27 protein-coding genes and 1 tRNA gene are annotated in these 25,749 nt (G+C 31.9%); 18 read left to right on the forward strand and 10 right to left on the reverse strand.

Going from position 1 to position 25,749, the window contains the following annotated elements:
- Positions 1–33 precede the first annotated feature (33 nt).
- Positions 34–393 (reverse strand): IS110 family transposase, encoded by a 360-nt coding sequence (locus ACQH6S_RS06975; protein ID WP_425364454.1) that lies wholly within the window; start codon positions 391–393, stop codon positions 34–36.
- A 168-nt stretch (positions 394–561) separates the two neighbouring features.
- Between ACQH6S_RS06975 and ACQH6S_RS06980 the strand changes: the two genes are divergently transcribed.
- The 6 genes from ACQH6S_RS06980 to ACQH6S_RS07005 all read left to right on the forward strand — a co-directional run bounded on the left by ACQH6S_RS06980 (position 562) and on the right by ACQH6S_RS07005 (position 5,648).
- Entirely contained in the window at positions 562–1,665 is a 1,104-nt protein-coding gene (locus tag ACQH6S_RS06980; protein WP_425360403.1) for a hypothetical protein, read from the forward strand.
- Between the two features lie 414 nt (positions 1,666–2,079).
- Positions 2,080–3,021, forward strand: coding sequence for an Rpn family recombination-promoting nuclease/putative transposase (locus ACQH6S_RS06985; protein ID WP_425364455.1), 942 nt, complete (start codon positions 2,080–2,082; stop codon positions 3,019–3,021).
- Positions 3,022–3,320: 299 nt separating this feature from the next.
- Positions 3,321–4,862: a DNA polymerase III subunit gamma/tau gene (gene dnaX / locus ACQH6S_RS06990; RefSeq protein ID WP_425360401.1), complete on the forward strand. Its 1,542-nt coding sequence runs from the start codon at positions 3,321–3,323 to the stop codon at positions 4,860–4,862.
- A gap of 11 nt (positions 4,863–4,873) precedes the next feature.
- Positions 4,874–5,197: a YbaB/EbfC family nucleoid-associated protein gene (locus tag ACQH6S_RS06995; RefSeq protein ID WP_094648943.1), complete on the forward strand. Its 324-nt coding sequence runs from the start codon at positions 4,874–4,876 to the stop codon at positions 5,195–5,197.
- A gap of 88 nt (positions 5,198–5,285) precedes the next feature.
- Positions 5,286–5,489, forward strand: coding sequence for a hypothetical protein (locus ACQH6S_RS07000; RefSeq protein ID WP_425360400.1), 204 nt, complete (start codon positions 5,286–5,288; stop codon positions 5,487–5,489).
- 84 nt (positions 5,490–5,573) lie between these two features.
- Positions 5,574–5,648 (forward strand) — tRNA-Ala (locus tag ACQH6S_RS07005).
- Between the two features lie 291 nt (positions 5,649–5,939).
- Here the strand turns inward: ACQH6S_RS07005 and ACQH6S_RS07010 are convergent.
- The 3 genes from ACQH6S_RS07010 to ACQH6S_RS07020 form a co-directional block, all read right to left on the reverse strand.
- Positions 5,940–6,590 carry a hypothetical protein gene (locus tag ACQH6S_RS07010; RefSeq protein ID WP_425360399.1) on the reverse strand — a complete coding sequence of 217 codons (651 nt, stop codon included), beginning with the start codon at positions 6,588–6,590 and terminating at the stop codon, positions 5,940–5,942.
- Between the two features lie 32 nt (positions 6,591–6,622).
- Complete coding sequence (locus ACQH6S_RS07015) at positions 6,623–9,568, reverse strand: hypothetical protein (RefSeq protein ID WP_425364456.1); 2,946 nt, start codon at positions 9,566–9,568, stop codon at positions 6,623–6,625.
- Between the two features lie 522 nt (positions 9,569–10,090).
- Complete coding sequence (locus ACQH6S_RS07020; protein WP_425364457.1) at positions 10,091–11,968, reverse strand: autotransporter domain-containing protein; 1,878 nt, start codon at positions 11,966–11,968, stop codon at positions 10,091–10,093.
- Positions 11,969–12,077: 109 nt separating this feature from the next.
- On the opposite strand from ACQH6S_RS07020, the gene ACQH6S_RS07025 reads away from it, so the two are divergent.
- From ACQH6S_RS07025 to tnpB (ACQH6S_RS07035), 3 genes are read left to right on the forward strand one after another with little or no spacing between them, the layout of a single operon-like run.
- Positions 12,078–12,833 carry an ISAs1 family transposase gene (locus ACQH6S_RS07025; RefSeq protein ID WP_425364458.1) on the forward strand — a complete coding sequence of 252 codons (756 nt, stop codon included), beginning with the start codon at positions 12,078–12,080 and terminating at the stop codon, positions 12,831–12,833.
- A 54-nt stretch (positions 12,834–12,887) separates the two neighbouring features.
- Positions 12,888–13,313 (forward strand): hypothetical protein, encoded by a 426-nt coding sequence (locus ACQH6S_RS07030; protein WP_341758053.1) that lies wholly within the window; start codon positions 12,888–12,890, stop codon positions 13,311–13,313.
- A complete protein-coding gene (gene tnpB, locus ACQH6S_RS07035; RefSeq protein ID WP_341752109.1) occupies positions 13,301–13,654 on the forward strand; it encodes an IS66 family insertion sequence element accessory protein TnpB in 354 nt (117 codons plus the stop codon). Before ACQH6S_RS07030 ends, tnpB (ACQH6S_RS07035) begins: the two co-directional genes overlap by 13 nt.
- Here the strand turns inward: tnpB (ACQH6S_RS07035) and ACQH6S_RS07040 are convergent.
- The 3 genes from ACQH6S_RS07040 to ACQH6S_RS07050 form a co-directional block, all read right to left on the reverse strand.
- Positions 13,651–14,760, reverse strand: coding sequence for an IS66 family transposase (locus tag ACQH6S_RS07040; RefSeq protein WP_425364395.1), 1,110 nt, complete (start codon positions 14,758–14,760; stop codon positions 13,651–13,653). The genes tnpB (ACQH6S_RS07035) and ACQH6S_RS07040 overlap by 4 nt on opposite strands.
- Positions 14,761–15,062: 302 nt before the next feature.
- The gene (locus ACQH6S_RS07045) at positions 15,063–15,311 is read right to left on the reverse strand and encodes a hypothetical protein (protein WP_341758049.1); all 249 of its coding nucleotides are present in this window, start codon (positions 15,309–15,311) and stop codon (positions 15,063–15,065) included.
- 148 nt (positions 15,312–15,459) lie between these two features.
- Entirely contained in the window at positions 15,460–15,684 is a 225-nt protein-coding gene (locus ACQH6S_RS07050; RefSeq protein ID WP_425364459.1) for a hypothetical protein, read from the reverse strand.
- Between the two features lie 572 nt (positions 15,685–16,256).
- Between ACQH6S_RS07050 and ACQH6S_RS07055 the strand changes: the two genes are divergently transcribed.
- Both ACQH6S_RS07055 and ACQH6S_RS07060 read left to right on the forward strand, forming a co-directional pair.
- Positions 16,257–16,505 carry a hypothetical protein gene (locus tag ACQH6S_RS07055; RefSeq protein ID WP_341758049.1) on the forward strand — a complete coding sequence of 83 codons (249 nt, stop codon included), beginning with the start codon at positions 16,257–16,259 and terminating at the stop codon, positions 16,503–16,505.
- A gap of 302 nt (positions 16,506–16,807) precedes the next feature.
- The gene (locus tag ACQH6S_RS07060) at positions 16,808–17,917 is read left to right on the forward strand and encodes an IS66 family transposase (protein WP_425364395.1); all 1,110 of its coding nucleotides are present in this window, start codon (positions 16,808–16,810) and stop codon (positions 17,915–17,917) included.
- Here ACQH6S_RS07060 and tnpB (ACQH6S_RS07065) read toward each other — a convergent pair.
- Together tnpB (ACQH6S_RS07065) and ACQH6S_RS07070 are read right to left on the reverse strand one after the other, a co-directional pair.
- Positions 17,914–18,267 (reverse strand): IS66 family insertion sequence element accessory protein TnpB, encoded by a 354-nt coding sequence (gene tnpB, locus ACQH6S_RS07065; RefSeq protein WP_341752109.1) that lies wholly within the window; start codon positions 18,265–18,267, stop codon positions 17,914–17,916. The genes ACQH6S_RS07060 and tnpB (ACQH6S_RS07065) overlap by 4 nt on opposite strands.
- Positions 18,255–18,680 carry a hypothetical protein gene (locus tag ACQH6S_RS07070; protein ID WP_341758053.1) on the reverse strand — a complete coding sequence of 142 codons (426 nt, stop codon included), beginning with the start codon at positions 18,678–18,680 and terminating at the stop codon, positions 18,255–18,257. Before ACQH6S_RS07070 ends, tnpB (ACQH6S_RS07065) begins: the two co-directional genes overlap by 13 nt.
- A 64-nt stretch (positions 18,681–18,744) precedes the next feature.
- Here ACQH6S_RS07070 and ACQH6S_RS07075 point away from each other — a divergent pair, with 64 nt between their 5' ends.
- Positions 18,745–19,158, forward strand: a complete 414-nt coding sequence (locus ACQH6S_RS07075) for an ISAs1 family transposase (RefSeq protein WP_425364460.1) — start codon at positions 18,745–18,747, stop codon at positions 19,156–19,158.
- Here ACQH6S_RS07075 and ACQH6S_RS07080 read toward each other — a convergent pair.
- Entirely contained in the window at positions 19,141–21,219 is a 2,079-nt protein-coding gene (locus tag ACQH6S_RS07080; protein ID WP_425364461.1) for a hypothetical protein, read from the reverse strand. The genes ACQH6S_RS07075 and ACQH6S_RS07080 overlap by 18 nt on opposite strands.
- Before the next feature lie 387 nt (positions 21,220–21,606).
- Between ACQH6S_RS07080 and ACQH6S_RS07085 the strand changes: the two genes are divergently transcribed.
- From ACQH6S_RS07085 to ACQH6S_RS07110, 6 genes are all read left to right on the forward strand, one after another.
- On the forward strand, positions 21,607–21,933 hold the full coding sequence (locus tag ACQH6S_RS07085; RefSeq protein ID WP_425364714.1) for an ATP-binding protein: 327 nt from the start codon (positions 21,607–21,609) through the stop codon (positions 21,931–21,933).
- 191 nt (positions 21,934–22,124) lie between these two features.
- Complete coding sequence (locus tag ACQH6S_RS07090) at positions 22,125–22,508, forward strand: helix-turn-helix domain-containing protein (RefSeq protein ID WP_425364462.1); 384 nt, start codon at positions 22,125–22,127, stop codon at positions 22,506–22,508.
- A gap of 17 nt (positions 22,509–22,525) precedes the next feature.
- Complete coding sequence (locus ACQH6S_RS07095) at positions 22,526–22,627, forward strand: hypothetical protein (RefSeq protein WP_425364715.1); 102 nt, start codon at positions 22,526–22,528, stop codon at positions 22,625–22,627.
- Positions 22,621–23,034 (forward strand): IS630 family transposase, encoded by a 414-nt coding sequence (locus ACQH6S_RS07100; RefSeq protein ID WP_425360395.1) that lies wholly within the window; start codon positions 22,621–22,623, stop codon positions 23,032–23,034. Before ACQH6S_RS07095 ends, ACQH6S_RS07100 begins: the two co-directional genes overlap by 7 nt.
- 194 nt (positions 23,035–23,228) lie before the next feature.
- Entirely contained in the window at positions 23,229–24,488 is a 1,260-nt protein-coding gene (locus ACQH6S_RS07105) for a recombinase family protein (protein WP_425360394.1), read from the forward strand.
- Positions 24,489–24,762: 274 nt separating this feature from the next.
- Entirely contained in the window at positions 24,763–25,686 is a 924-nt protein-coding gene (locus ACQH6S_RS07110) for an AAA family ATPase (RefSeq protein WP_425360393.1), read from the forward strand.
- The last annotated feature ends 63 nt before the right edge of the window (positions 25,687–25,749 follow it).

Here is a 25,749-nt window from a genome sequence, read left to right on the forward strand (position 1 = left end):
TACTAATTCATACAAATCTAAAGCTTGTTTAGATTAAGCTTTAAATAACTCTAATCTTTCATACCGTTCAAAACCATAAAGTGCAAGAGCTTTGGCGTCAAGACTATCAATTTTAGCTGCATTACCAAAAGACCGAATAAAGTTTTTAACTTTACGAGTATTGGCTCTATGCACAGCAATAGTTTGAGTACAAAGAGTTACTAGCATTTCCATTTCGTATCCACCAGTAGTTTCTAAAATGCATAACGCAGAACTAAGGTTTTCTTTGTAATCCTTGATAAAATCAGCTATTCCATTAAAGTTGTTCTCATACTCTTTAGTTTCTTTTTTTCCATGAATAGCAACAACAAAATTGAATTTTCTTATATCAAGACTGATAAAATTCCTTTCCATTCTTCTGCATTCATGTAATAATTCATACTGGTAGTTCTTTGTTGAAATCGAAACTAAAAGCTACTATATATTTTTATTTTTGCAACTATTTTTGATAAGAGCTTTTGTTAACAGAACCTAATTTAACGGGTAACACACAAGATATATAAACTTTATTGAGGGGGCAATATGAAAGGAACGTGGGCAGATCATGAGGTAAGAAATAAATATTACGCAGATAGAGCTAGGTATAAAAAACATAGAGAAACTAGGTCTACTGAAAGAGAACAACAACCCTTAGCAAAACCATCATACTACAACATAAAACTATATAGTTTGGAAGAAGGAGAGACAAATCCTAATATAGATATTTTGCATGAAATCACATCTAGTATGAATTATTATACTAGGTCAAGAGCCTCTGGATCCCCATATATATCGCCTGTATTTGAGGTATATAATAAGCAATATGAAAAACTTCATGCAAAGAAAAATAAGACCACAAAAGATATAAAAGAAGAAACAGAACTATTGGAAAAAATACTTAAACGAGTAAAATATGATAATGAGGATGATCCACCATGTTGCTGTTGTTGGAATATTACAAAAATTATGGGTAGCATTATATTTATTGACATTCCTACAGCAATAGGACTTTCAATAGGATATCGTGTTGGAGAATGGAAAGATTGGCTAATTGGTTCAAATAATATGCAATTTGTAACGAATATCGTTCCTATTGATAGTGGTGTGGCGAGTAGTAAGCAAATATCTCAAAATGATGCCCCATCTACTAGTAGTGGGTTCAAACATCTTGGATATACTAGTTGGGGCAAGGCTATAGAACTGGCTTGGGAAGGTAAAGTTGCCGGTATAATGTATGAGCAAATGCTAGCAACCTCTATACGTTTTAAGGTAAATAATAACTATGTAGTAAAAATTGAACAATTTAGATCAGTCTCACTACCTGATAAGGTGAACTTAGATGTAACTTATAAGATTCAGCTAGTTTGTAGTAATCCGGATGGCTCTAAAATGTCAGCAAAAGGTGCAGCTTATTTAGAAATCAATTATGATCAAAATGGCAAAATAGAAAAAGTTACAGTACCAAATACTCCAAAACTTTCTAGTAACCCAACTTGGCCTGTTTTAACTGTGTATCATGGTAAAGTATGCAGTCTACCAGTAAGTAGTGGAACGTATAATTGGCTGGTACAGAAAATACAAGAAAATCATGGGGATATAGTTATTGGTCATACGGAAGACTATCATTTAGATTATTTGGATACATAAAATTGTAGGTACTTGCTGCTTACATTAAAAGAATCAATAAAAAGAATAAAAAGGATACTTTTGGTTATGAAAATATAGACAAAATTTTACAAAACTATTAAATTAGAATATTGGCTATAAAGCTGACGGATATTAGGATTATAGGCAATTAGCTATTTTAACCGAGGCGGTAAATATGCAAAAAGTAACTATCTCGAATAATGTATATCAATTATGGATACAAACCATGCATTTCGTTTTTCGTACGTTCCGTTATGCTGAGCCAATTCAAATTTAATATTATTTGGATATTTGAAAAATAAATATTTTTTAAAAGATTATGAAGATCAAGATACATATGAAAAGAAAAAAGAGCTTTAAAAAAAAGAATTAACTACAATTTCGTTGAAAAATTAAACGATTTAATATTACTCTATGACAAAAAAGTTAAAGCATGATTCATTAGTCAAAACAATAATGGCTGATTCTGTAGCAGCTCAAGAATTTTTGGAATATTATTTGCCGAATGATTTTAAGAGTTTAGTAGATTTATCAAAAATAACAGTAGAAAAAGAAAGCTACATAGAGGAATCTTTAAACAAGAAATATAGTGATATAGTGTATGGAGTTGCTAGCAAGAATCAGGGTAAGGCTTTTGTGTATGTGTTGATTGAGGCTCAGTCGAGCGTTGATTATTGGACAGCTCTACGATTATGGAAATACACATTGTTATTATGCGAAAGGCATAAGAAAGGAAGAAATAAATTACCATTAGTATATAATTTAGTAATTTATAATGGTAAAGAAGTGTATACTGCCCCTAGGAATTTATGGAGTTTATTTACCGATGCAATTATAGCCAAGAAATTAATGACAGAGGATTATCAATTGGTCGATTTACAAAGTATGTCTGATGATGAAATAATGAAGAAGAAGCATATTGGGATGTTAGAATATATGCTCAAGCATATTCATCAACGAGATATGATAAAGCTTTGGGAAGAATTTCTTCAAAGGTTTAAATTAGAGATATTAGTAGATAAGGAAAAAGGCTATATTTACATAAAATCATTTTTATGGTACACTGATGCTAAGCTTCCTGAAGCAAAGCAATCAGAATTGGAGGAAGTACTAGCCAAATATTTATCAGAAGAAGAACAAGGTGTTATTATGAGAACTATTGCACAAAAATATATCGAAGAAGGCGAAGCTAGAGGTGAAGCTAGAGGTATCTATATAGGTAAAGCTGAGGGTAAAGCTGAGGGTAAAGCTGAATTGGTAAAGTTGTTGTTAAAGAATGGCAATTCCGTGGGGTCAATTGCTAAGATGACAGGTATGTCTATTAGTAAAATTAATGAATTGCTGAAAATACAATAATTGGGTGTTTCAAATATTTTTAAAATTTAGATTGCTGTAGTTGTGGCTGTGGAATTGTGGAGAACTTCGTTAGAAGTTACCCCTAAATCTACAGCCCGCTAAGCTCGCTACCCTCAAAAACTAGCTCGTTTTAGCAGCACTAATGTTATACCAATTCAGGAGAAGTAGATAGCAGGAACGATGGAGCGACGCCTATAAGTAATAGGCGAGCATTGAGCAACAATGTCTCCAATTTCTCATCAATTGACTATAAAACTCAATAGGACAAGAAAATTAGTAAGAAACAAACTTGGGGTACCGTGACCAAAACAACAGATCAGTATATTACTTTCGCTAGAAAATATCGTCCTACTAATTTCTCTGAGCTATACGGGCAAGAAGTTTTAACAAAGATTCTAAATTATACTATTCAAAAAGATCGTATATCTCAAGGTTATCTTCTTACTGGTATTAGAGGAGTTGGTAAAACTACGGCAGCACGTATTGTTGCTAAAACTATTAATTGTACCAGTCCAATAGTTAAAGGTGAGTATATTGAGCCTTGTGAGAATTGTCAGAATTGTAATAGTTTTAACAAAAATAATCATCCTGATATAATTGAAATGGATGCTGCCAGTAAGACAAGTGTTGATGATATTCGTAAAATAATAGAAAGCAGTGATTATAAGCCGCTAATTGGTAGGTATAGTATCTTTATAATTGATGAAGTTCATATGCTATCTAAAGGGGCATTTAATGCGTTACTTAAAATTCTTGAAGAACCACCAGCCCATGTCATATTCATATTTGCTACTACCGAACCACAAAAAATTCCATTAACCGTAATTTCTAGATGTCAACGCTATGATTTAAAAAGATTAACATTTGATGATATTTTCCAATTAATTCAAGAAATTGCCAAAAAAGAACAGTTAAAAATTGAAATAGAGGCTCTTAAAATAATTGCATCTAGATCTGATGGGTCGGCTAGAGATGCAGTCTCAGTACTAGATCAAGCAACAAGTTTGGGGGCAGGGGAGGTTATTACCCCTGAAATCGTTTATCAAATACTTGGTTTAGTTGATACAGCTAGTATCATCAAATTCTTTGAGTATATTATTCAAAAAGATGCGGCTAAGTCGATTGATTTAGTAAACCAACTTTATATCTCTTCAGCAAATTTAGAAATTTTTGTAGGCTTAGTTGCTGATTTTAGTGCCTATCTTAATAAGGCAAAGATATTACCTGATTATCAACATCCTATATATTTACCTTTTAATGATCAGGTTATAGCTATTTTAACAAAAGTTACCCTTTCTCAATTGTCTATTATCTGGCAAATATATAGTAAAGGGATTATAGAAATGAAAACTTCCCATAATCAGTTAATAGAAGCTGAAATGTTGGTGATAAAATCCATCTACTCACAAATGTTGCCATCATTAGAGGAATTAGTGGATATACATAATGAAGGGGGGCAATTAGAGCAACCAATATTACAACAATCAACTCAAAATCATCCAATTACCGCTTCTCTTGTGACTGATTTTTTGGAGTTTTTACATTTGCATAATGAAATGGAAATTTATTACAGATTGCTAAACCAAGTGGAATTAAAATCTTTTGCACTTCAGACTATGGAAATCGCTGGAAATGATCTGAATAATAAAATAAGAGAGCAAATTGCTAGCTTGTTATTTGCTTGGTCAGGTAAAAATTGGAATGTTATCATTACCAAGCAATCCCAAATAATCACTCTTAAAGAACAATTGATGAATAAAGTAAAATTAAGTAAAGATTGGGAAATTTTAACAAAACACTTTCCAAATGTCACGATTTCGGATATCCTATTAAAGAATTAAAGAGATGTAACATGGTAAATTTTAATCAGTTTTTAAAACAAGCTCAGTCAATGCAGAAAAAAATGCAGGAAATGCAAGAGCAAATGGCAAGTACTGAATATTTTGGGAAAGCTGGTGGTGGGTTGGTAAATATTACCGTTAGTGGTCGAGGAGAGGTTCGTAAGGTCTCTATTGATGCCTCTTTGCTTAAAGAGACCGAGAAAGAGTTGCTGGAAGATTTAATTGTTGCAGCTTTCAGTGATGCAAAAAGCAAAGTTGATGAGGATTCACAAAATTCTATGCATAATGCTTTTGGTAATATTGGTTTACCACCTGGGCTAAAAATGCCATTTTAAACCCTTCTTTTCCTTGACAAATATTAAAGGTGAGATATTTTGTCATTAGATTATATATATAGAAAAATATTTGAGGTAATTGCATAATATGTCAAAAGCTAAAACAGCGTCTAAAAATAACCCAACCTCTAGAGAGCAGGCTAAGGAGTATTTTTATAATGGACAAAAAATTAAACCAGTAAAATTTATATCTGGTAAATCTTCCTTTTTGGCAGCAGAATACGATGTCTCAGGAGATTTAGTAGTTGGTTCTGATGGTAAAGCATTACCTTGGGGTAAAGCAAAAATTTAACTTGAGATAAAATTTTGCAATAAGGTTGTTGACCTTACGTATAAAAAGGTATATAAACTACCTGTTCGTTAAAGGTTATGGTTTGGGGATGTAGCTCAGGGGTAGAGCATCTGCTTTGCACGCAGAGGGTCGGGGGTTCGATTCCCTTCGTCTCCACCACTCTCCTATATTTCGTTACATTTTATGAACATGTCGAACGGTGGACGCAAGGTATAGCCTAGCTTACAACCATTCAGTTCTAGGTGAGTCAACCGTCAAATTAGGAAAATTATCAAAAATAAGAGGGTGTTTCCGGATGATAAATCAATTCAAAAAATAATATTTTTAGCCCTACAAAGTGCATCTAAAAAATGGACTATGCCCATAAAAGATTGGTCATTAGCTTTGAATCAATTTGAAATACTTTGTGGTAATTTTAAATATGATTTATTGGAATGTAAAAAATAGAACTTACACAAAATAAATGATTGACTCGGTGAAGTTGTTACTCGTCGTTCGGCTATTACATATAGGTGTCGCTCCTGCTACCCAATTCTCCTGAATTGACTTATCACCTATAATTCTCTCTATTTCTCTTGTTGACAAAGTTTTCAATTCGGCTCCTCCAATTCCTTCTAATAAAGGGTACCAAGCATTCTCATTACATAAAATATTTAAGCCCTCAACAAGTGATGAGAAGTTAGTAAAGTCGTCACTCATCACTTGCCTATTACTTATAGGCATCACTCCATCGCTCCTGCTACCCAATTCTTCTGAATTGACTATAGCATCATGTTTTTCCTTAATTATTTTTATTAGATCATTCCTATCTAGTGAATTTATGTTGATATTTGGTATAGGAACGTAATTATTATTATTTTCAATAAAGAGTAAATTAAATAGTGTTTCCATAGTGTTTTTAATATTAACCCCTGAACCACTCAACAGACTACACATTTTAGCTATTCCCATATACTTTTTAAAAGTGGTGCATATTGGGGATTCAATATATTTTTTATTTGCTGATACATATTCAGTATAAAAAGTATAATTTATATCAATAGCTATCGTTGGATTATAATTAGGGTTAAGTATAAATAATTTATTAAATAATGAGTTCAAAGATTCTGGAGCATTAGCTCCGGATCTAGCAATTATGATAGATATGTCAGGAGATATATTTCGTTATTCTCTAGTGTTGTTAATAGTTCTGATTTTACAAATATACCGTTATTTTGTTTGGTGAATAATTGCTCAAACAATGAAAGTAAGGTTTTTGCAGTTTTAACTTTGGCTCCACTGATTATATTAGCAATGGTAGTTAAAGATACGTTGTTATTCTCTAATGTTTCTAATAGTTCCGATTTTTCAATTACATTACCTCGCTTAGTTAGTAATTGAAGAAATAATTCATCCAAAACTATTAGAGCTTTAGTTCCTGTACCACCCAGCAGATTAAAGATGTCAGTTAAAGATACTCCACTACGCTCTAGTATTTTTAATTGTTCTGATTTCTCAAATGTACCATCATCTTGCTGAGCAACTAATGCATTAAATAATAAATTAAAAGCTTGGAGAAAGTTAATTCCTGTGCCACTAAGTATACTAGAAATGATAGCTAAGTCTATTCCTTCTTGTTCTAATATTATTAATTTATTTGATTTTTTAAATGCACCATCATCTTGCACGACTAATGCATTAAATAATAAATTAAAAGCTTCTGGAGCCTCAGCTCCCGCGTCACTGAGTATAGTGAAAATGGTAGTCAACTGTATTCCACTCTGTTTTAGTATTATTAATTTTTCTGATTTTACAAATGTACCGTCTTTTTGCTCAATGAATAATTGTCTAAATAATAAATTAAAAGCTTCTGGAGCTTCAGCTCCCGCACCACTAAGTATACTAGAAATGACAGTTAAGTCTATTCCTTCCTGTTTTAGTATTTTTAGTTTTTCTGATTCTACAAATGTACCATTTTGTTGTTTAGTGAATAACTGATTAAATAATAAATTAAAAGCTTTTGGAGCATCACCCCCTGCACCCTTTAGAATACTAAATATATTAGTTAGATATAATATGTTCAGTTCTAGTACTTTTAATTCTTCTGATTTTACAAATGTACCGTCTTTTTGCTCAGTAAATAATTGTCTAACTAATGAATTAAAAGCTTCTACAGCTCCAGCTCCATGGAAAATATCAGAAATCTTTTTTAAAGACATTCCGTGATCTTCTAACAATTTAAATATCTTTGATTTTGCAAATCTATTTTCTTTCTTAATAAATAATTTATTAAATAATCCATCCCAAACTGCTGGAGCTTTACTTCCTGTCTCTTGCCAAGTTTCCGAGAGGCTATTTAATGACTTTTCCCCTTTTTGTAGTGACATTAATAGGTCTGATTTTTCAAATCTATTTCCTTTCTTAACAAATAATTTATCAAACAATTCGTCCAAAATTTCTGAAGCTTTAAGTCCTGCACCATATAATATACTAGAGAGGCTAATTATTTCCTCTCTCTTTTCAGGTATTAATTGTTTTGATTTTTTAAATGAAGAACATCGATTAGTAAGAAATTGTTGAAATATTGAATTCAATATTTCGTTACTTTCTGAATTGCTGAGTATATTTGAGGTTTTCTTTAAAAATACTCCGTTCTCCTCGAATGTTTTGAATATCAGTGATTTTTCAAATTTATTCCCTTGTTTAGTAAATAATTTATTAAATAATAAATCAAAAGCTTTTGCAGCCTTAGCTCCTGCTGCACTTAGTATCTTGAAGATAGTATTTAAAGATATTCCGTTACCATCTAATGTTTTGAATATCAGTGATTTTTCAAATATCTCATTATTCTGTTCGTCAAATTGTTTATCAAATAATAGCTTAAATAATGCTTTCAAAGTTTCTAAAGCCTTAGCTCCAGCTCCATTTAGCATTTTAGAGATGCTGGTTAAAAATATTCCATTATCTTCTAACGTTGTTAATAGGTCTGATTTTACATATGCCTCACCTTGAATTTTGAATAATAGCTTAAATAATGCTTGCAAAGATTCTGAAGCCTTAGATCCAGCTCCACTTAGCATGCTAAAGATGGTATTGACAGATATTCCGTTTTCCTCTAATGTTAGTAATAGTTTTGATTTTACATATATATCCATTTGCTTAGTAAATAACTGATCAAATAACGCTTTCAAAGATTTTGAAGCTTTAGCTCCTGCTCCATGTAGAATACTAGAGATGTTAGCTATATTTACTCCGTTCTTCTCAAGTGTTATTAATATGTCCGATTTTGTACCATTTTGCTCATCAAATAATAGCTTAAATAATGCTTTTAAAGAATCTGGAGCTTTAGCCCCCGCTCCACCTAATATACTAGAGATGGTAGTTAAAGATATTCCATTGTTTTTTAATGTTAATAATAGTGGTGATTTTACAAAATTACCATTTTGCTCATCAAATACAAATAATAGCTTAAATAATGCTTGCAAAGCATCTGGAGCTTTAGCCCCAGCTCCACTTAGTATGCTAGAGATATTAGTGAAAGATGTTTCATTCTCCTCAAATGTTTTTAATATGTACGATTTTGTACCATTTTGCTCATCAAATAATAGCTTAAATAATGCTTTCAAAGCATCTGGAGCTTTAGCCCCCGCTCCATTTAGCATGCTAGAGATGTTAGATAAAAATATTCCGTTCTGCTCTAATATTAGTAATAGTTTTGATTTTTCAAGAACGCTACTTTGTTGATTAAATAATTGCTGACATAATAAATTAAAAGCATCTGGAGCCTTGTTTCCAGCACCATTTAATATACTAGAGATGGTAGTAAATTTAATATTATTTTGTTCTAAGAATACTAAATATTTAATATATTTAGGTTGTTGATCAACATCATTTTGCTCTAAAAATTCTATAAACTTTAATTGATTGTCAATAGTTGTAGCTATAGAAGATATAAAGCTTAATTTGAGTGTACTGACTCCTAATTCTTGTAACTTCCCACTGAGTATGTTAAATTTTTCTTCTACCAATTGTTTGCTATTTTGAACTTTTTGCCTCTTGCTGCCGTTATTTACAGGAGCAATATTCTTACGTTTACTCATTTAATCCTCCTTTATATGCTTACTGTAGTCAATTCAGGAGAATTTGGGGCTAGGAGCTATGAGTGACGACGTTCCCAATTTCTCATCAATTGACTATATGATCTAAGTAAACTATGAATAGAATAGTAGGGTGGTGTTTATGATAGTTCTTAGACATATTTGTATTCTATAAATGGTTAATTTATATAAGAACCTTTACCTTTTTATTAAAGTTACAACAATATTTTGCATATTGTCTATACTAATTTTAATAAAATAATTAATTTTTATTATTTAAGTTTTCAATTGTAATTTTTATGCATAACCCTCATGGCAATTTAAAAATTGTATAGTTAATTCAGGAGAAGTTGGTGACGTTGTTAGTCACTCGGCTATTACATATAGACGTCGCTTCTGCTACCCAATTCCCCTGAATTGAATTGACTATACTTATAGAATAAAAATTGTACTATGGGGTAGAATTCCATAAGTGAATAAAGTTTGTTACAAACAGACTCTACAAACAATATCAATTCTTTAAGTTTAGAACATAATTTTAAGTCTTATGGAACCTTGATGACTTTGATATCTTTTGCTCAAATGGCAATTATATTCCATTAATATCTCTGTATTCTTTTTAGCTAATAATAAGCTAGTACCGATATTATAACTAACAGTAGATTGTTTTGGTATCATGGTTTGTTGTTCAAAGATAATATTATTTATCAATATTTTACTATCAATCTTCTGATTTTTATTATTAAAATATTTTTCAATAAAGCCATGTATTATTGGAGTAATTGTTACATTCTGAGTAATTGGTAGAGCTGGTAACAATAATTTACTACCAATAGAGCCGATCCAGAAATTTTGTGACTTAGCTGCCATAAATAAATTATATGTTTCTTTATTAGTCTCAGTATAAGCACTATCTTGATATTGTTCATATCTAATACCTATACCAGGAATCATGGTAAAACCTTTAGAAAGCCCAATATTATAGTTAAGTCTGGTATCAAAATGATAGCTATTATTCCAGTACTTACCAGATATATTGTATGTTTTATCATCTATAGAACGCATGGACTTGTTGGTGACATAATTACGTGTGGTAGATAACACTCCTTGTAATGACAAATTATACCCCAAATTCTTCTGACCATAGATGGATATAATATGACCAGAGAGCAAAATTTTATTATTCTGATTTTGGAATTTAAAATCAGAACATATATGACTATATGCAATACCAAATAAGTCCCCTACCTCTTTCTTTGTTCCAACATCAAACCCAATAACAATACCTCTGCTATTACTCTTATAACCTGTAATATTTGGGGACATATTCTGCTTACTTATGCTATACAAACCTCTAATCCACAAACCTTTTGATATGTTACTAAAAGATTCTTCTTCATCACCTGCTCCAATGCTTTTAAATATTACGGGCATTCTATTAAAAAGTATATTGCTATTTGCCGACATTATTCTTGGCATTAGAGGAGCTATCCCAGTAATGGTTGATATTTCTTCTACTGCTTTTGGTATAGAAACCTCTGCTAGTTGTCGTGATGTTTCAAGTTCTTGTTCTTTTCTCTGTTTTTCATCGCTTATTTGTTGTACAAGCTCTTGTTTACTTTGTTGTTCTTTCTCTAGCTGCTCTTGTATATTTTTTATTGTTTCCTCAAGCTGAACTATCTTCTCAGCTGCTGCCTGTTTCTCGTCAGTTATTTGTTGTACAAGCTTTTGTTTACTTTGTTGTTCTTTCTCTAGCTGTTGTTTATTTTCTTCCTGTTCGGTCTCTAGCTGCTTTTGTATATTTTTTATTTTTTCCTCAAGCTGAACTATCTTCTCAACTGCAGTCTGTTTTTCGTCAGTCATTTGTTGTCTAGTTTGTTGCTCTGTCGTGAGCTGCTCTTGTATTGTTTCTTTTTGTTGTTCAAAATTAATAATCTTCTTATTTGTTTCTTGTATTTTCTTATTCAATTGTTGTACAAGTTCTTGTTTAGTTTGTTGCTCTGTATCGAGCTGTCCTTGTATATCTTTTATTTTTTGCTTAAACTGAGCAGTTTCGTTATTCAATTGTTGTTCAAGTTCTTGTTTAGTTTTCTGCTCTGTATCGAGCTGCCCTTGTATATTTTCTATTTTTTGCTTAAACTGAGCAGTTTCGTTATTCAATTGTTGTTCAAGTTTTTGTTTAGTTTGTTGCTCTGTATTGAGCTGCCATTGTATATTTTCTATTTTTTGCTTAAACTGAACAGTTTCGTTATTCAATTGTTGTTCAAGTTTTTGTTTAGTTTGTTGCTCTGTATTGAGCTGCCCTTGTATATCTTTTATTTTTTGCTTAAACTGAGCAGTTTCGTTATTCAATTGTTGTTCAAGTTTTTGTTTAGTTTGTTGCTCTGTATCGAGCTGCCCCACGGCGGTCTGATGAATAAAAGTTAATGATATTGTAATAATAAAGTTTTTGCAAAAAGTATAGAAATGACGTAAGAATCTCTAAATAAGATAATTATTTTTAGGGATATTGATGTTAAAAGAAAAAGAATTTGTCAAGAGTTTTGCAGAACATTTTTGCGATATTAAAGAACATAGACAAGAGAGTAAAATAGCCTATCCGTTAATAGAATTATTGTTTTTAGCGGTAGTAGCGGTTGCAGCAAGGGCAGAGAGTTGGGAAGAAATTGAAGAATTTGGTAAAGCTCATATTGATACTTTAAGAGAATATTTACCCTTTAAAAATGGCACTCCTAGTGATTGTACTATTAGAAGTTTTATTACTAGATGTGATTCTAAGCAATTAAATAATGTGTTAATAAAATATTTTAATCATGATTTAAACGAGAAACATTATGCAATAGATGGTAAGACGCTTAGAGGTTCAAAATGTAAAGATAGTAGAGCATTGCATTTTTTAAATGTCTATGCAGTTGAATCAGGGGTCACTTTATTTGGTCAAGCAATTGATAGCAAAGACAATGAAATCACAGCTATTCCAGAAGCAATAGAATGTTTAGATATTAAAAATGCAATAGTTACTATTGATGCCATGGGGTGTCAAAAAAACATAGCCAAACAGATTGTAGAAAAAGAAGCTGACTATATTTTAGGGTTAAAGATGAATCATCCTGGATTGTATAATGAGGTTGAAAAGTTCTTTGAGTCAGATGTAGCTAGGTTTCTAGAAACAGATGTAGCAGAAACTTATGATAAAGGACATGGTAGAGTTGAAGAAAGAAAATGCTGTGTAATACGTGATGTGTATACTTGCAGCAAAACTGCATAACTTTATCTAATTTTTTTGTTAGTATGAATTTTTTATACATTTGGGTTTCATACTATGCAAATACCATCGATTACTATTGAGCAAGTAGCTCAGCAATTTAAAGCTTGGCGTCAAACTAAAACTAATAAGTTTGATCCTATACCAAACCATCTAAAGGAATTAGTTCACCAATTACTCCATCATTATTCTTACCAAGAGATAGCTAAACATCTTAATATTAATAAAGCAACAATTAGTTCAACTAAAAAAGCCCATGAACCTACCATCAAAACTTCTTCTGTCTCAACTTCAAATCAATCCCTACAACAAAATATTAATTTTCTCCCATTTCAACTAGTAAATTCTATAGATACCGATCCTGTAGCTGCTCCCAAGCAAAATCACTATACTTGTCACATTATTAAACCAAATGGTACCAAGCTTATTATCCAAACACTAGAGCCAAAAACTATAATTCAGACATTTTTATGCTGCAACTAACCCCGGCGTCAGTTATTTTTGTTGCCACTATTGCCATCGATTTTCGCAAGGGTATCGATGGCTTAATCGCTGTTTGTAGACAAAAACTTTCTTCTGACCCTCTTAATGGTTCCTTGTTTTTATTCTATAATAAAAACAGAACTGCCATTAAAATTTTGTCCTTTGACGGTCAAGGCTTTTGGCTATGCTCTAAACGCCTATCCAAAGGTAAATTTACGGCAAAACTTTTCCCATCTGATAATTCATCTTACCAAATTTGTTATAGAACCTTACACATTCTTATTCATAATGGCGATCCTAGTTCTGCCAAATTCTCTAATGATTGGCTTCCTGTCGTTTAAGCTGCTGTCTCGATTAATTCCGTATTATTCATATATCTTGCATAGGCAAAAGGCGTATAATCCTCAGGATGCTTCTTTGCTTTGCTACTATGCTCTTGTAGCCAATTTAAATATTTAAAGGCATTGATCTCGTTCTCACTACAAGTCTTTACTATACTATACAGACCACTATGTATCTCAGCACTATTGATTGTTTTAAAGAATAATGAATTCTTCCTTTGTAAAATAATGGTACGCAGTGATCTCTCAGCCCAATTATTATCAAGATTGCTAACTGGGATTTTTAAAAATTGGGTCAAACCTTCTTTATTATTTATCCAATATTTCATAGCTTGTCCAAGCCTACTATTAGGCTCAACTTTCTTGTCGTTAAATAATTCGTCTATTTTGTTATATATGTTTTCTATATATTTACTGCTATGTTCCTGATGATACCCAAGTTTCTCTTCAGGACTCATCTCTTTACATTGATGTTCATTGTGGTAAATCCCACGTGTTTGTTTGAGAAAATATCCGCATTCTTCAGGGTAATATAGTTCATTTTCTGTAAATTTTCTCTGACCATGTGACAAACAATTGATCATCACTATTATTGCCAGTAATTCTTTATCTGCTTCTGATAATACCGGGTTATTATTGTTACTTGCGTCAGTCATTAATTGGATAGAATCTGTTCTATTCTTACGATTCTTTAGTACGTTACCTATATTTTCTCCACCATGCCTATTACCGGTAAAATATAAAACTATTACCTCATTATTTGCAGTCTTAGCACATATTGTAGTAGTATAACAGCTGCGTCCTTTCTTATTTTGAGTACGTAATTTTTTATTGGCTATAGTAATTTCTAAAATCCTAGCTCTAGTATCATCAAGGTTCAGTGAACTACATTCGGCAGCCATTTCCAATAATACCCCGTAAATTTCAGCTCCACCACCTTCTTGCCAAACATCTAAATATTGTTGCCAGAGCGAGCTGTATGCTATAGGAACCCCGCTTAAACTCTGTAGCCTAGATAAACGGTAGAAAGGAGTACCATAGGTCTTTTGTAACACTATTGCACTTCTGCTACTATTTGTCCATTTGTTGATATTTTTATTGTTCATAACTGTATAATCGCAAGCATTACAGCGTAACGTTTTCTTTACATATCTGTTGACTGTAATTGGAGCATTACCTGTAAATTGTAGCAATTTTCTAGCTTCACTATTATATAGTTTGCCATTATAGCAGTGAGGACAGCTATCACCACTACAAAAATTCTCAGGAGTTAAATAGCTGGTATTCGCATCCTTATAATCATCAAACCCATATTTACCTTGCCAATTACTACGATCTATCTTTTTGGGCTTATCACACTCTCCTTCATTACCACCATTCCCGTTATCAGATTCACCTGGCGGTTCTTTTAATGAATCTGAACTATCTTTTTTTTGTGATCTGCCTTAAAACCAATCAGCATTTCCTTAAGCTTATTTATACTGATATTTGATGATGCTAGCTTGTCTATTAGCTCGTTACAAAATTTCACAAGCTCTACTATCGTTTGCTGTTCATCTCCCGTTAATGAACTTTCCTTGACATGCTGTATTAGTTCTTCTCGTTCTTCAGCACTTAAGGTCGCTACTTTTGGTTTTTTCATTTGATTAATTATCATTATTATTAATATTTCAAATATTATAATATGACTGCTACTTTTTCAACTAGTTTTTTTATTAATCTGTTTTTTATTAATCGGTGATATTTGCATAGTAGAAATCCAAATTTATACAATAAATTCATACTAGCAAAGAAATTAGATAGTGTTACGCAGTTTTGCTGCAAGTATACGTTATAAGCTTATTATGTTCTAAAATTTTGCCAAGTATTTCAATTCCTTCTAAACCTATACGAACATCGATAAGTTCTATATAAGTTATATTATTGCTCTGCAAAACTTCTCTAAGTATTTGTGCAGCAATGTTAGTGATATTATTTATTTTTTCATTTGTTGAATCATTTTGTTGTTGATTTTTGACATTGCTCGTCATACAATTAATCCCTGTTTTTTGTGTTTGGAAAATAGACACTGAGGTTAGATTTAAAAATTTGCTGATTGTTGCTTCTAACCTCGGTGCTTAACACCACACCACGTAGTATTATCTTCACACATATCTTTATTAATCCCAGAAGTACACCTTTTTGCTCACAATTAGTGATTTTTTATAAAATTTATTATTAGTAGTGTTGAACTGGAGACAGTGGCCAAAATTATTAAATAAGCACATAATTTAGCTAATTAAGATTTAATGTGTGGCGACATTAATCAGAAATATCAAGTCGCTACACATTCAAATTTTTTATTTCATTACCTCAAATAGCTACAATCTTAAAAAAGCAAGGGTAAATAATTTTATTAAAATTTACCACTTAAAGCATCAAGTATCACTGTATACTTGCAGCAAAACTGCGTAACACTATCTAATTTCTTTGCTAGTATGAATTTATTGTATAAATTTGGATTTCTACTATGCAAATATCACCGATTAATAAAAAACAGATTAATAAAAAAACTAGTTGAAAAAGTAGCAGTCATATTATAATATTTGAAATATTAATAATAATGATAATTAATCAAATGAAAAAACCAAAAGTAGCGACCTTAAGTGCTGAAGAACGAGAAGAACTAATACAGCATGTCAAGGAAAGTTCATTAACGGGAGATGAACAGCAAACGATAGTAGAGCTTGTGAAATTTTGTAACGAGCTAATAGACAAGCTAGCATCATCAAATATCAGTATAAATAAGCTTAAGGAAATGCTGATTGGTTTTAAGGCAGATCACAAAAAAAAGATAGTTCAGATTCATTAAAAGAACCGCCAGGTGAATCTGATAACGGGAATGGTGGTAATGAAGGAGAGTGCGATAAGCCCAAAAAGATAGATCGTAGTAATTGGCAAGGTAAATATGGGTTTGATGATTATAAGGATGCGAATACCAGCTATTTAACTCCTGAGAATTTTTGTAGTGGTGATAGCTGTCCTCACTGCTATAATGGCAAACTATATAATAGTGAAGCTAGAAAATTGCTACAATTTACAGGTAATGCTCCAATTACAGTCAACAGATATGTAAAGAAAACGTTACGCTGTAATGCTTGCGATTATACAGTTATGAACAATAAAAATATCAACAAATGGACAAATAGTAGCAGAAGTGCAATAGTGTTACAAAAGACCTATGGTACTCCTTTCTACCGTTTATCTAGGCTACAGAGTTTAAGCGGGGTTCCTATAGCATACAGCTCGCTCTGGCAACAATATTTAGATGTTTGGCAAGAAGGTGGTGGAGCTGAAATTTACGGGGTATTATTGGAAATGGCTGCCGAATGTAGTTCACTGAACCTTGATGATACTAGAGCTAGGATTTTAGAAATTACTATAGCCAATAAAAAATTACGTACTCAAAATAAGAAAGGACGCAGCTGTTATACTACTACAATATGTGCTAAGACTGCAAATAATGAGGTAATAGTTTTATATTTTACCGGTAATAGGCATGGTGGAGAAAATATAGGTAACGTACTAAAGAATCGTAAGAATAGAACAGATTCTATCCAATTAATGACTGACGCAAGTAACAATAATAACCCGGTATTATCAGAAGCAGATAAAGAATTACTGGCAATAATAGTGATGATCAATTGTTTGTCACATGGTCAGAGAAAATTTACAGAAAATGAACTATATTACCCTGAAGAATGCGGATATTTTCTCAAACAAACACGTGGGATTTACCACAATGAACATCAATGTAAAGAGATGAGTCCTGAAGAGAAACTTGGGTATCATCAGGAACATAGCAGTAAATATATAGAAAACATATATAACAAAATAGACGAATTATTTAACGACAAGAAAGTTGAGCCTAATAGTAGGCTTGGACAAGCTATGAAATATTGGATAAATAATAAAGAAGGTTTGACCCAATTTTTAAAAATCCCAGTTAGCAATCTTGATAATAATTGGGCTGAGAGATCACTGCGTACCATTATTTTACAAAGGAAGAATTCATTATTCTTTAAAACAATCAATAGTGCTGAGATACATAGTGGTCTGTATAGTATAGTAAAGACTTGTAGTGAGAACGAGATCAATGCCTTTAAATATTTAAATTGGCTACAAGAGCATAGTAGCAAAGCAAAGAAGCATCCTGAGGATTATACGCCTTTTGCCTATGCAAGATATATGAATAATACGGAATTAATCGAGACAGCAGCTTAAACGACAGGAAGCCAATCATTAGAGAATTTGGCAGAACTAGGATCGCCATTATGAATAAGAATGTGTAAGGTTCTATAACAAATTTGGTAAGATGAATTATCAGATGGGAAAAGTTTTGCCGTAAATTTACCTTTGGATAGGCGTTTAGAGCATAGCCAAAAGCCTTGACCGTCAAAGGACAAAATTTTAATGGCAGTTCTGTTTTTATTATAGAATAAAAACAAGGAACCATTAAGAGGGTCAGAAGAAAGTTTTTGTCTACAAACAGCGATTAAGCCATCGATACCCTTGCGAAAATCGATGGCAATAGTGGCAACAAAAATAACTGACGCCGGGGTTAGTTGCAGCATAAAAATGTCTGAATTATAGTTTTTGGCTCTAGTGTTTGGATAATAAGCTTGGTACCATTTGGTTTAATAATGTGACAAGTATAGTGATTTTGCTTGGGAGCAGCTACAGGATCGGTATCTATAGAATTTACTAGTTGAAATGGGAGAAAATTAATATTTTGTTGTAGGGATTGATTTGAAGTTGAGACAGAAGAAGTTTTGATGGTAGGTTCATGGGCTTTTTTAGTTGAACTAATTGTTGCTTTATTAATATTAAGATGTTTAGCTATCTCTTGGTAAGAATAATGATGGAGTAATTGGTGAACTAATTCCTTTAGATGGTTTGGTATAGGATCAAACTTATTAGTTTTAGTTTGACGCCAAGCTTTAAATTGCTGAGCTACTTGCTCAATAGTAATCGATGGTATTTGCATAGTATGAAACCCAAATGTATAAAAAATTCATACTAACAAAAAAATTAGATAAAGTTATGCAGTTTTGCTGCAAGTATACCGTGATGTTAAAAAAATATTTGGTTATGAGCAATGGGCTGGTTTGAATTGTGTTATTCAAGTAAAAAGAAAAGTAGTTGAAAAAAATAAAGTATCAGAATCAGTAAATTATTATATTAGTAGTTCTAATAATTCCGCTGAAGCGATGTTAAAAAGCATAAGGTCTCATTGGGGAATTGAATCTATGCATTGGGTACTCGATGTGGTATTTAATGAAGATGCGAGCAGCATACGTCAAGGCAATGCTCCTGCAAATATGGCTATTATCCGAAGGTTTGTATTGAATATTTTAAATAGAATAAAGACCAAAAGAGAGACCAAACCAAAAATGATGCTTACTATGGGTTGGTCATCAAATAACTTAAAGCGTTTTATTAATGCCTTAATACAATTTAACTAATTGTTCATCAGGTCGCCGTGCGAGCTGCCCTTGTATATTTTCTATTTTTTGCTTAAACTGAACAGTTTCGTTATTCAATTGTTGTTCAAGTTTTTGTTTAGTTTGTTGCTCTGTATTGAGCTGCCCTTGTATATTTTCTATTTTTTGCTTAAACTGAGCAGTTTCGTTATTCAATTGTTGTTCAAGTTTTTGTTTAGTTTGTTGCTCTGTATCGAGCTGCCCTTGTATATTTTCTATTTTTTGCTTAAACTGAACAGTTTCGTTATTCAATTGTTGTTCAAGTTTTTGTTTAGTTTGTTGCTCTGTATTGAGCTGCCCTTGTATATTTTCTATTTTTTGCTTAAACTGAACAGTTTCGTTATTCAATTGTTGTTCAAGTTTTTGTTTAGTTTGTTGCTCTGTATTGAGCTGCCCTTGTATATTTTCTATTTTTTGCTTAAACTGAACAGTTTCGTTATTCAATTGTTGTTCAAGTTTTTGTTTAGTTTGTTGCTCTGTATTGAGCTGCCCTTGTATATCTTTTATTTTTTGCTTAAACTGAGCAGTTTCGTTATTCAATTGTTGTTCAAGTTTTTGTTTAGTTTGTTGCTCTGTATCGAGCTGCCCTTGTATATTTTCTATTTTTTGCTTAAACTGAACAGTTTCGTTATTTAATTGTTGTTCAAGTTTTTGTTTAGTTTGTTGCTCTGTATTGAGCTGCCCTTGTATATCTTTTATTTTTTGCTTAAACTGAGCAGTTTCGTTATTCAATTGTTGTTCAAGTTTTTGTTTAGTTTGTTGCTCTGTATCGAGCTGTCCTTGTATATTTTCTATTTTTTGCTTAAACTGAACAGTTTCGTTATTTAATTGTTGTTCAAGTTTTTGTTTAATTTGTTGCTCTGTATTGAGCTGCCCTTGCATATTTTTTATTTTTTGCTTAAACTGAACAGTTTCGTTATTCAATTGTTGTTCAAGTTTTTGTTTAGTTTGTTGCTCTGTATTGAGCTGCCCTTGTATATCTTTTATTTTTTGCTTAAACTGAGCAGTTTCGTTATTCAATTGTTGTTCAAGTTTTTGTTTAGTTTGTTGCTCTGTATCGAGCTGCCCTTGTATATCTTTTATTTTTTGCTTAAACTGAGCAGTTTCGTTATTCAATTGTTGTTCAAGTTTTTGTTTAGTTTGTTGCTCTGTATTGAGCTGCCCTTGTATATCTTTTATTTTTTGCTTAAACTGAGCAGTTTCGTTATTCAATTGTTGTTCAAGTTTTTGTTTAGTTTGTTGCTCTGTATTGAGCTGCCCTTGCATATTTTTTATTTTTTGCTTAAACTGAACAGTTTCGTTATTCAATTGTTGTTCAAGCTTTTGTTTAGTTTGTTGCTCTGTATTGAGCTGCCCTTGTATATCTTTTATTTTTTGCTTAAACTGAGCAGTTTCGTTATTCAATTGTTGTTCAAGTTTTTGTTTAGTTTGTTGCTCTGTATTGAGCTGCCCTTGCATATTTTTTATTTTTTGCTTAAACTGAACAGTTTCGTTATTCAATTGTTGTTCAAGTTTTTGTTTAGTTTGTTGCTCTGTATTGAGCTGTCCTTGTATATCTTTTATTCTTTTCTCAAACTGAGTAGTATTAATAACTGCACTCTGTTTTACATCCTTTAATTGTTGTTCAAAATTACTTTTTTCTGCCTTAATATCTTCTATTCTTTTCTTAAACTGAGTAGCTTCGTTACTCAATTGCTGTTTAAGTTTTTGCTCCTTGCTTTGAGCCGTCGCCAGCTGTCCTTGTATATCTTTTAGTTTTTGTTCAAACTGAATAACCTTATTAGTTGCTTTCTCTCTTTCATCATTCAGTTGTTGCTCAAGTGATTTTTTGCTTTCCTGCTCTTCCTTAAGCTGCTTTTCTGTTTTTCTTAGATTGTTTAACGTGAAGTTAAATAGCTGCTCATATTCTTCGTCAAGTTCCTTGTCACTTAATCCTTCTAAGTACTCATTATCAAGACTCTTACCAGGTAGTGGCATTGCTATAATATCAACATTTGTTACAAGTAGCAGTGCCATAAATACAATATTATTTTTTGATATCATAATCTATCTCCAATCATTTTGTACATTTAGTTAGCAGAAAATATCGAGTTTCCCTGTTAATTACATGAGTAACTAATGTCTACTCGAATGATTCCAAGAATTAGATTTGAAAATGAATAGTGAGTACCTGAATCTATGATATTTTTACAAAACAATTCTTGGAAGCATAAAAGCATAACAAACATAAACGACATTGAATAGTAAAAAGATACAAATAATGGCTAATGTTAAAGATTTAAATTTTAAACATCTAAATTAATTACATTCAAGGCATTTGCTTGAATAAATTGTCTTCTAGGTTCAACAATATCTCCCATTAATGTTGAAAAAATTACTTCAGCACTATCTTGTTCATGTACTAGAACACTCAGAGCTATTCAAAGTAGAATTCGAGCTGCAAAGTTTCCAGAGAAGAAAGATATAGATAATTTTATTTTTACTGATACCCCAATAAGCCAAGAGCAAATTATGCATTTATATAGTTGTGAGTTTGTTAATAGTTCTAGAAATATAGTGTTAATTGGAGGGACTGGTACCGGCAAAACGCACCTTGCTATAGCCATTAGTGCAAGGGCAGTAAGAAAGGGTTATAAATCAAAGTTCTTTAACCTTGTAGATTTAGCAAACCAACTAGGGTGTGTCGTCACGAGATTTGAGTCCACATTAGTAAAGCCCTTAAACAAAGACCCGCCATGTATGATTTTGTATTTTTAGCATATCTTGTTGCTATACCACGCCATTCTTTAAATTTTTGAAATGTATTTTCAATAATGTGCCTTAGCTTATATAGATATTTATCTATCTCTCTTTGAATCTTCCTGTTTCTTTTTGATGGTATTATACCAATTGAAATAGTTAAGGAGGTATATTATAATATGGGAATATAAACTTGAGCAGGTAGTAAAATGGCAAGAACATTAATATTACCAAAAGGTTTTCATGAGCATGATTTCATATGCCTAATGAAAAACGAGTCGCACGGAAGAAATCGCATACGCTTATTAGCAATGCATCACCTGCAATCAGGCAAGTCATTGAAAACTGTATCGATAATAGTTGGATCGCACTGGAAAACAGTACAATCTTGGCTTAGAAGATTTAGAAACTCTAGCTTTGATGGATTATTTGAATCGCATAGGAGTGGTGCGTTTAGAAAATTCAATAGCTTACAAGAATCTTTTTTGTCTGATAAAATAAATATGTTGAGTGAAAGTAAGACAGGTGGTTATATAACAGGAAAGGAATTACATAATATGTTATTTGAACATATGGTATTAAATGTAGTTTAAAAACAGTTTATAACACTATACATCGACTTGGTTTTAGCTGGATTACTTCTCGTTCAGTACACCCAAAATCTAATCAAGCAACTCAAAATACATATAAAAAAACTTCGCCAATATGCTAAAAGTATTATTACCAAAAGATATTGATTGGAGTAAGGTTGACATTTGGTCACAGGATGAAACTCGAATTGGGCAGCAAGGTAGTTTAAGTCGCATATGGGCTAAACGTGGGAGCAGACCTAGGAAAGTAAGGCAGCAACAATTTATCTCAACATACATCTATGGAGCTGCTTGCCATGATACGGGCGAATCTTTTGCGTTAATTTTACCATATACCAATACTGATTCAATGAATAAGTTCTTAGATGAATTTTCTTTAACTATTGATTCTGGTAGGCATGTTGCATTATTAACAGATAATGCCGGGTGGCATGCAGCGAAAAAATTAATTATTCCAAGTAACATTACCTTGGTACCGCTTCCGCCATACGCACCGGAATTAAATGCGATGGAACAAATTTGGCAGTAGATCAAAAATCACTTACTATCTAATCAATGTTACGGTGTATACGAAGATATCGTTGCTAATGCTTGCTATGCCTGGAATCAACTTAGTAGAAATGCAACTTTAGTAAAATCAATTATGTATAGAGAGTGGATTAATATACCGCGTTAATTATTTCAATTGGTATTATTCATAGATACTCTACATCTCAAGAAAAAATGGTATGGAATCTTTTTGTGATGATGGCTCAATCTTACGTAGATAACCTTAGAGATAATGTAAATCGTAGTATTGCTCAAAAGCTCCGTCAAGGAGAGTGGATAAGTACAGCCCCTATAGGCTATTTGCATATAAAAAGCAATAATAGCAGAGATAGAGGCAAAGGTAAAATAATAGTTGACCCAGATCGTGTTCCTTTGATAAAAAAAGTATTTGAAACATATGCTACAGGTACTCATACTCTATCTGAGATGCTAGAGAAGACAAAAGAATGGGGATTACGTAATGCTAGAGGTAATCAAGGTCAGTTATGTCAATCGCATATTTATTCGATTATTACCAATCCATTTTACTATGGAGTAATGAGAATATTAAAAACTAAAAAAGAATACCCACATATCTACCCGCCTATTATTACCAAGGAGGTATTTGATGCTTGCCAGGCAGTGAGACTTGGTTGGAACAAAAAACCATTTAAATATGGAGAAAAAGAGTATATATTTAGAGGATTAATAAAATGTGTAGCTACTGGTAGGCTAGCTACTACTGAAACTAAAAAGAAAACATATGCAAATGGTAAAACTGAAGAATGGATATATTTAAGAACCTGGGATTCTAATAACCATAATAGGAGAATATACGTGAAAGAAGAAATAATATTAAAAGAAGTAGAAAAGGTTTTTGAAACACTAAGATTAGAGCCTGAGTTACTGAAAGAAGTAATATCTTATATAAAAAGCTCAGCTAACATTGAACAAGATTACCATAAGAACCGTATATCTGAATTACAATCTGAACACACAAAGATAAAAACTCGCATGGATAAGCTAACAGATTTATTTTTGGATGGCGATATTACAAAAGCAGAACATGAAGAGAAACGTGAACAGTTAATACAAAAACGTGAAGATATTGCCAGAGAAATAGCAAGTCACGACAATGCCGATGATAAATTTTCAGAATGCCTGATCAGCTTAGTAGAATTGGCTTCCGGAGCGGCAGAAGCTTTCAAAGGTTCGACTACTGAGGGAAAACGTAAATTGGTAAATTTAGTATTTGCGAACCTGGAATTGAAAGACGGGAAGCTAGACTTTAAGCTACGTCCACCGTTTTATATGTTCGTAAAATGTACCAAAATCGAAGAATGGCGCCCCCTAGTGTCTAGTTTGGTAACCTTGACAGAGTTAAGAATGGCTACCATCCAATGTTTTTACCCCTATCACTTTCACTCGATAACAATTATACATAACTTCACTTAATATAAGCCATCCCAACATTTTTATTACAAAATACTATACTAATTTTAAAAATTTCGTCTAATAGTAGGTAACTTATTTTAGTTTTCTATCATTTTTTTATTTTGAATTTTCTTTAACTATTGTAATTTTGATTAATTGCTACAATAATTTAGATTAACCCTATGTACAATGTAAGAATTTTATTTTCTGTAAATCTACTCGCTAGATTAGCTTGTTTGTGCTATTATTTACTTAATAAAGTTTATAATATATTTTCTAATATAATGAAATTAATATGACAGTAGAACTTTCTGATAATATATCAAACAGAAAAACTAATATTGTTAAAGGTAACAATAAACCACCAAGAATGAGGATAGGTACCGATGAATTCTATGACTTAGTAGTAAATAGTGATGTATTTGTTGATAAAAGCCTGATGATCAAAGATTTGCTAAAAGATAGTGGTAAAGTTATCCTAATCACCAGACCAAGGCGTTGGGGTAAAAGTTTGAATATGAACATGCTACAGAAATTTTTTGAGATAGAGGTGGATGAGAGAGGTAAGCCTTTACCTGAAGAGGATAGAGTAAATAACAAGCTATTTACCGGTGGTACAGTAGATTTAGGGTTTGACGAAGCTAAAGAGCTAAAACCTTTGAAAATTGCGAGTGATGCAAATAGCATGAAACGTCAAGGTCAATTTCCTGTGATTTTGCTCAATTTTAAAGATGTTAAAGGTAGTAGTTATAAGGAAATAGAACTGGGTATAAAGGATCAAATTATAGAATTATTTGCAAGTCATCATTACTTAAATTATCATGTGACAGAAAATACAGGATTATTAAATAATGTAGAGAAAGAAAAGCTAAGGCGATATTTTGATGGGAAGCTTAATAAAAATGATTTAAAAAATAGTTTACGCTTTTTAAGTAAGTTACTCTTTAAGTATTTTAATCAAAAAGTGTATATATTGATCGATGAATATGACACACCAATCAATAGTGCTTATATCGAATTTGGTGATAAACTAAAAGAGTTTAATGATGTACTAAAAATATTCCGTGGAATTTTTGGTAGCAGTTTAAAAACTAATACTTGTGTGGAAAAAGGGGTAATAACTGGCATATTACGGATTGCTAAAGCTAATTTATTTTCGGATTTGAATAATGTTCGTGAATATACCTTACTAGGTTCTGTTGACAAAATTTTATGTTAAGTTATCAGAGTAGAATAAAGAAGTTGCAATAGTAAGAAGAAATGGTAGTTTCTAGTTATCGAA

Source organism: Candidatus Tisiphia endosymbiont of Mystacides longicornis, assembly GCF_964031095.1.
Classification (GTDB): domain Bacteria; phylum Pseudomonadota; class Alphaproteobacteria; order Rickettsiales; family Rickettsiaceae; genus Tisiphia.

Coding starts and splice junctions, on each gene's coding strand:
- ACQH6S_RS07090 (WP_425364462.1), top strand. CDS start 22,125: ATGGCAAGAACATTAATATTACCAAAAGGTTTTCATGAGCATGATTTC.
- ACQH6S_RS07050 (WP_425364459.1), bottom strand. CDS start 15,684: ATGACGAGCAATGTCAAAAATCAACAACAAAATGATTCAACAAATGAA.
- ACQH6S_RS07030 (WP_341758053.1), top strand. CDS start 12,888: ATGCAAATACCATCGATTACTATTGAGCAAGTAGCTCAGCAATTTAAA.
- ACQH6S_RS07080 (WP_425364461.1), bottom strand. CDS start 21,219: ATGATATCAAAAAATAATATTGTATTTATGGCACTGCTACTTGTAACA.
- ACQH6S_RS07055 (WP_341758049.1), top strand. CDS start 16,257: ATGATAATTAATCAAATGAAAAAACCAAAAGTAGCGACCTTAAGTGCT.
- ACQH6S_RS07015 (WP_425364456.1), bottom strand. CDS start 9,568: ATGAGTAAACGTAAGAATATTGCTCCTGTAAATAACGGCAGCAAGAGG.
- ACQH6S_RS07070 (WP_341758053.1), bottom strand. CDS start 18,680: ATGCAAATACCATCGATTACTATTGAGCAAGTAGCTCAGCAATTTAAA.
- tnpB (WP_341752109.1), bottom strand. CDS start 18,267: ATGCTGCAACTAACCCCGGCGTCAGTTATTTTTGTTGCCACTATTGCC.
- ACQH6S_RS07025 (WP_425364458.1), top strand. CDS start 12,078: ATGTTAAAAGAAAAAGAATTTGTCAAGAGTTTTGCAGAACATTTTTGC.
- ACQH6S_RS07100 (WP_425360395.1), top strand. CDS start 22,621: ATGCTAAAAGTATTATTACCAAAAGATATTGATTGGAGTAAGGTTGAC.
- tnpB (WP_341752109.1), top strand. CDS start 13,301: ATGCTGCAACTAACCCCGGCGTCAGTTATTTTTGTTGCCACTATTGCC.
- ACQH6S_RS06980 (WP_425360403.1), top strand. CDS start 562: ATGAAAGGAACGTGGGCAGATCATGAGGTAAGAAATAAATATTACGCA.
- ACQH6S_RS07045 (WP_341758049.1), bottom strand. CDS start 15,311: ATGATAATTAATCAAATGAAAAAACCAAAAGTAGCGACCTTAAGTGCT.
- ACQH6S_RS07110 (WP_425360393.1), top strand. CDS start 24,763: ATGACAGTAGAACTTTCTGATAATATATCAAACAGAAAAACTAATATT.
- ACQH6S_RS06985 (WP_425364455.1), top strand. CDS start 2,080: ATGACAAAAAAGTTAAAGCATGATTCATTAGTCAAAACAATAATGGCT.
- ACQH6S_RS06975 (WP_425364454.1), bottom strand. CDS start 393: ATGGAAAGGAATTTTATCAGTCTTGATATAAGAAAATTCAATTTTGTT.
- ACQH6S_RS07000 (WP_425360400.1), top strand. CDS start 5,286: ATGTCAAAAGCTAAAACAGCGTCTAAAAATAACCCAACCTCTAGAGAG.
- ACQH6S_RS07060 (WP_425364395.1), top strand. CDS start 16,808: ATGAACAATAAAAATATCAACAAATGGACAAATAGTAGCAGAAGTGCA.
- ACQH6S_RS07040 (WP_425364395.1), bottom strand. CDS start 14,760: ATGAACAATAAAAATATCAACAAATGGACAAATAGTAGCAGAAGTGCA.
- ACQH6S_RS06995 (WP_094648943.1), top strand. CDS start 4,874: ATGGTAAATTTTAATCAGTTTTTAAAACAAGCTCAGTCAATGCAGAAA.
- ACQH6S_RS07105 (WP_425360394.1), top strand. CDS start 23,229: ATGGTATGGAATCTTTTTGTGATGATGGCTCAATCTTACGTAGATAAC.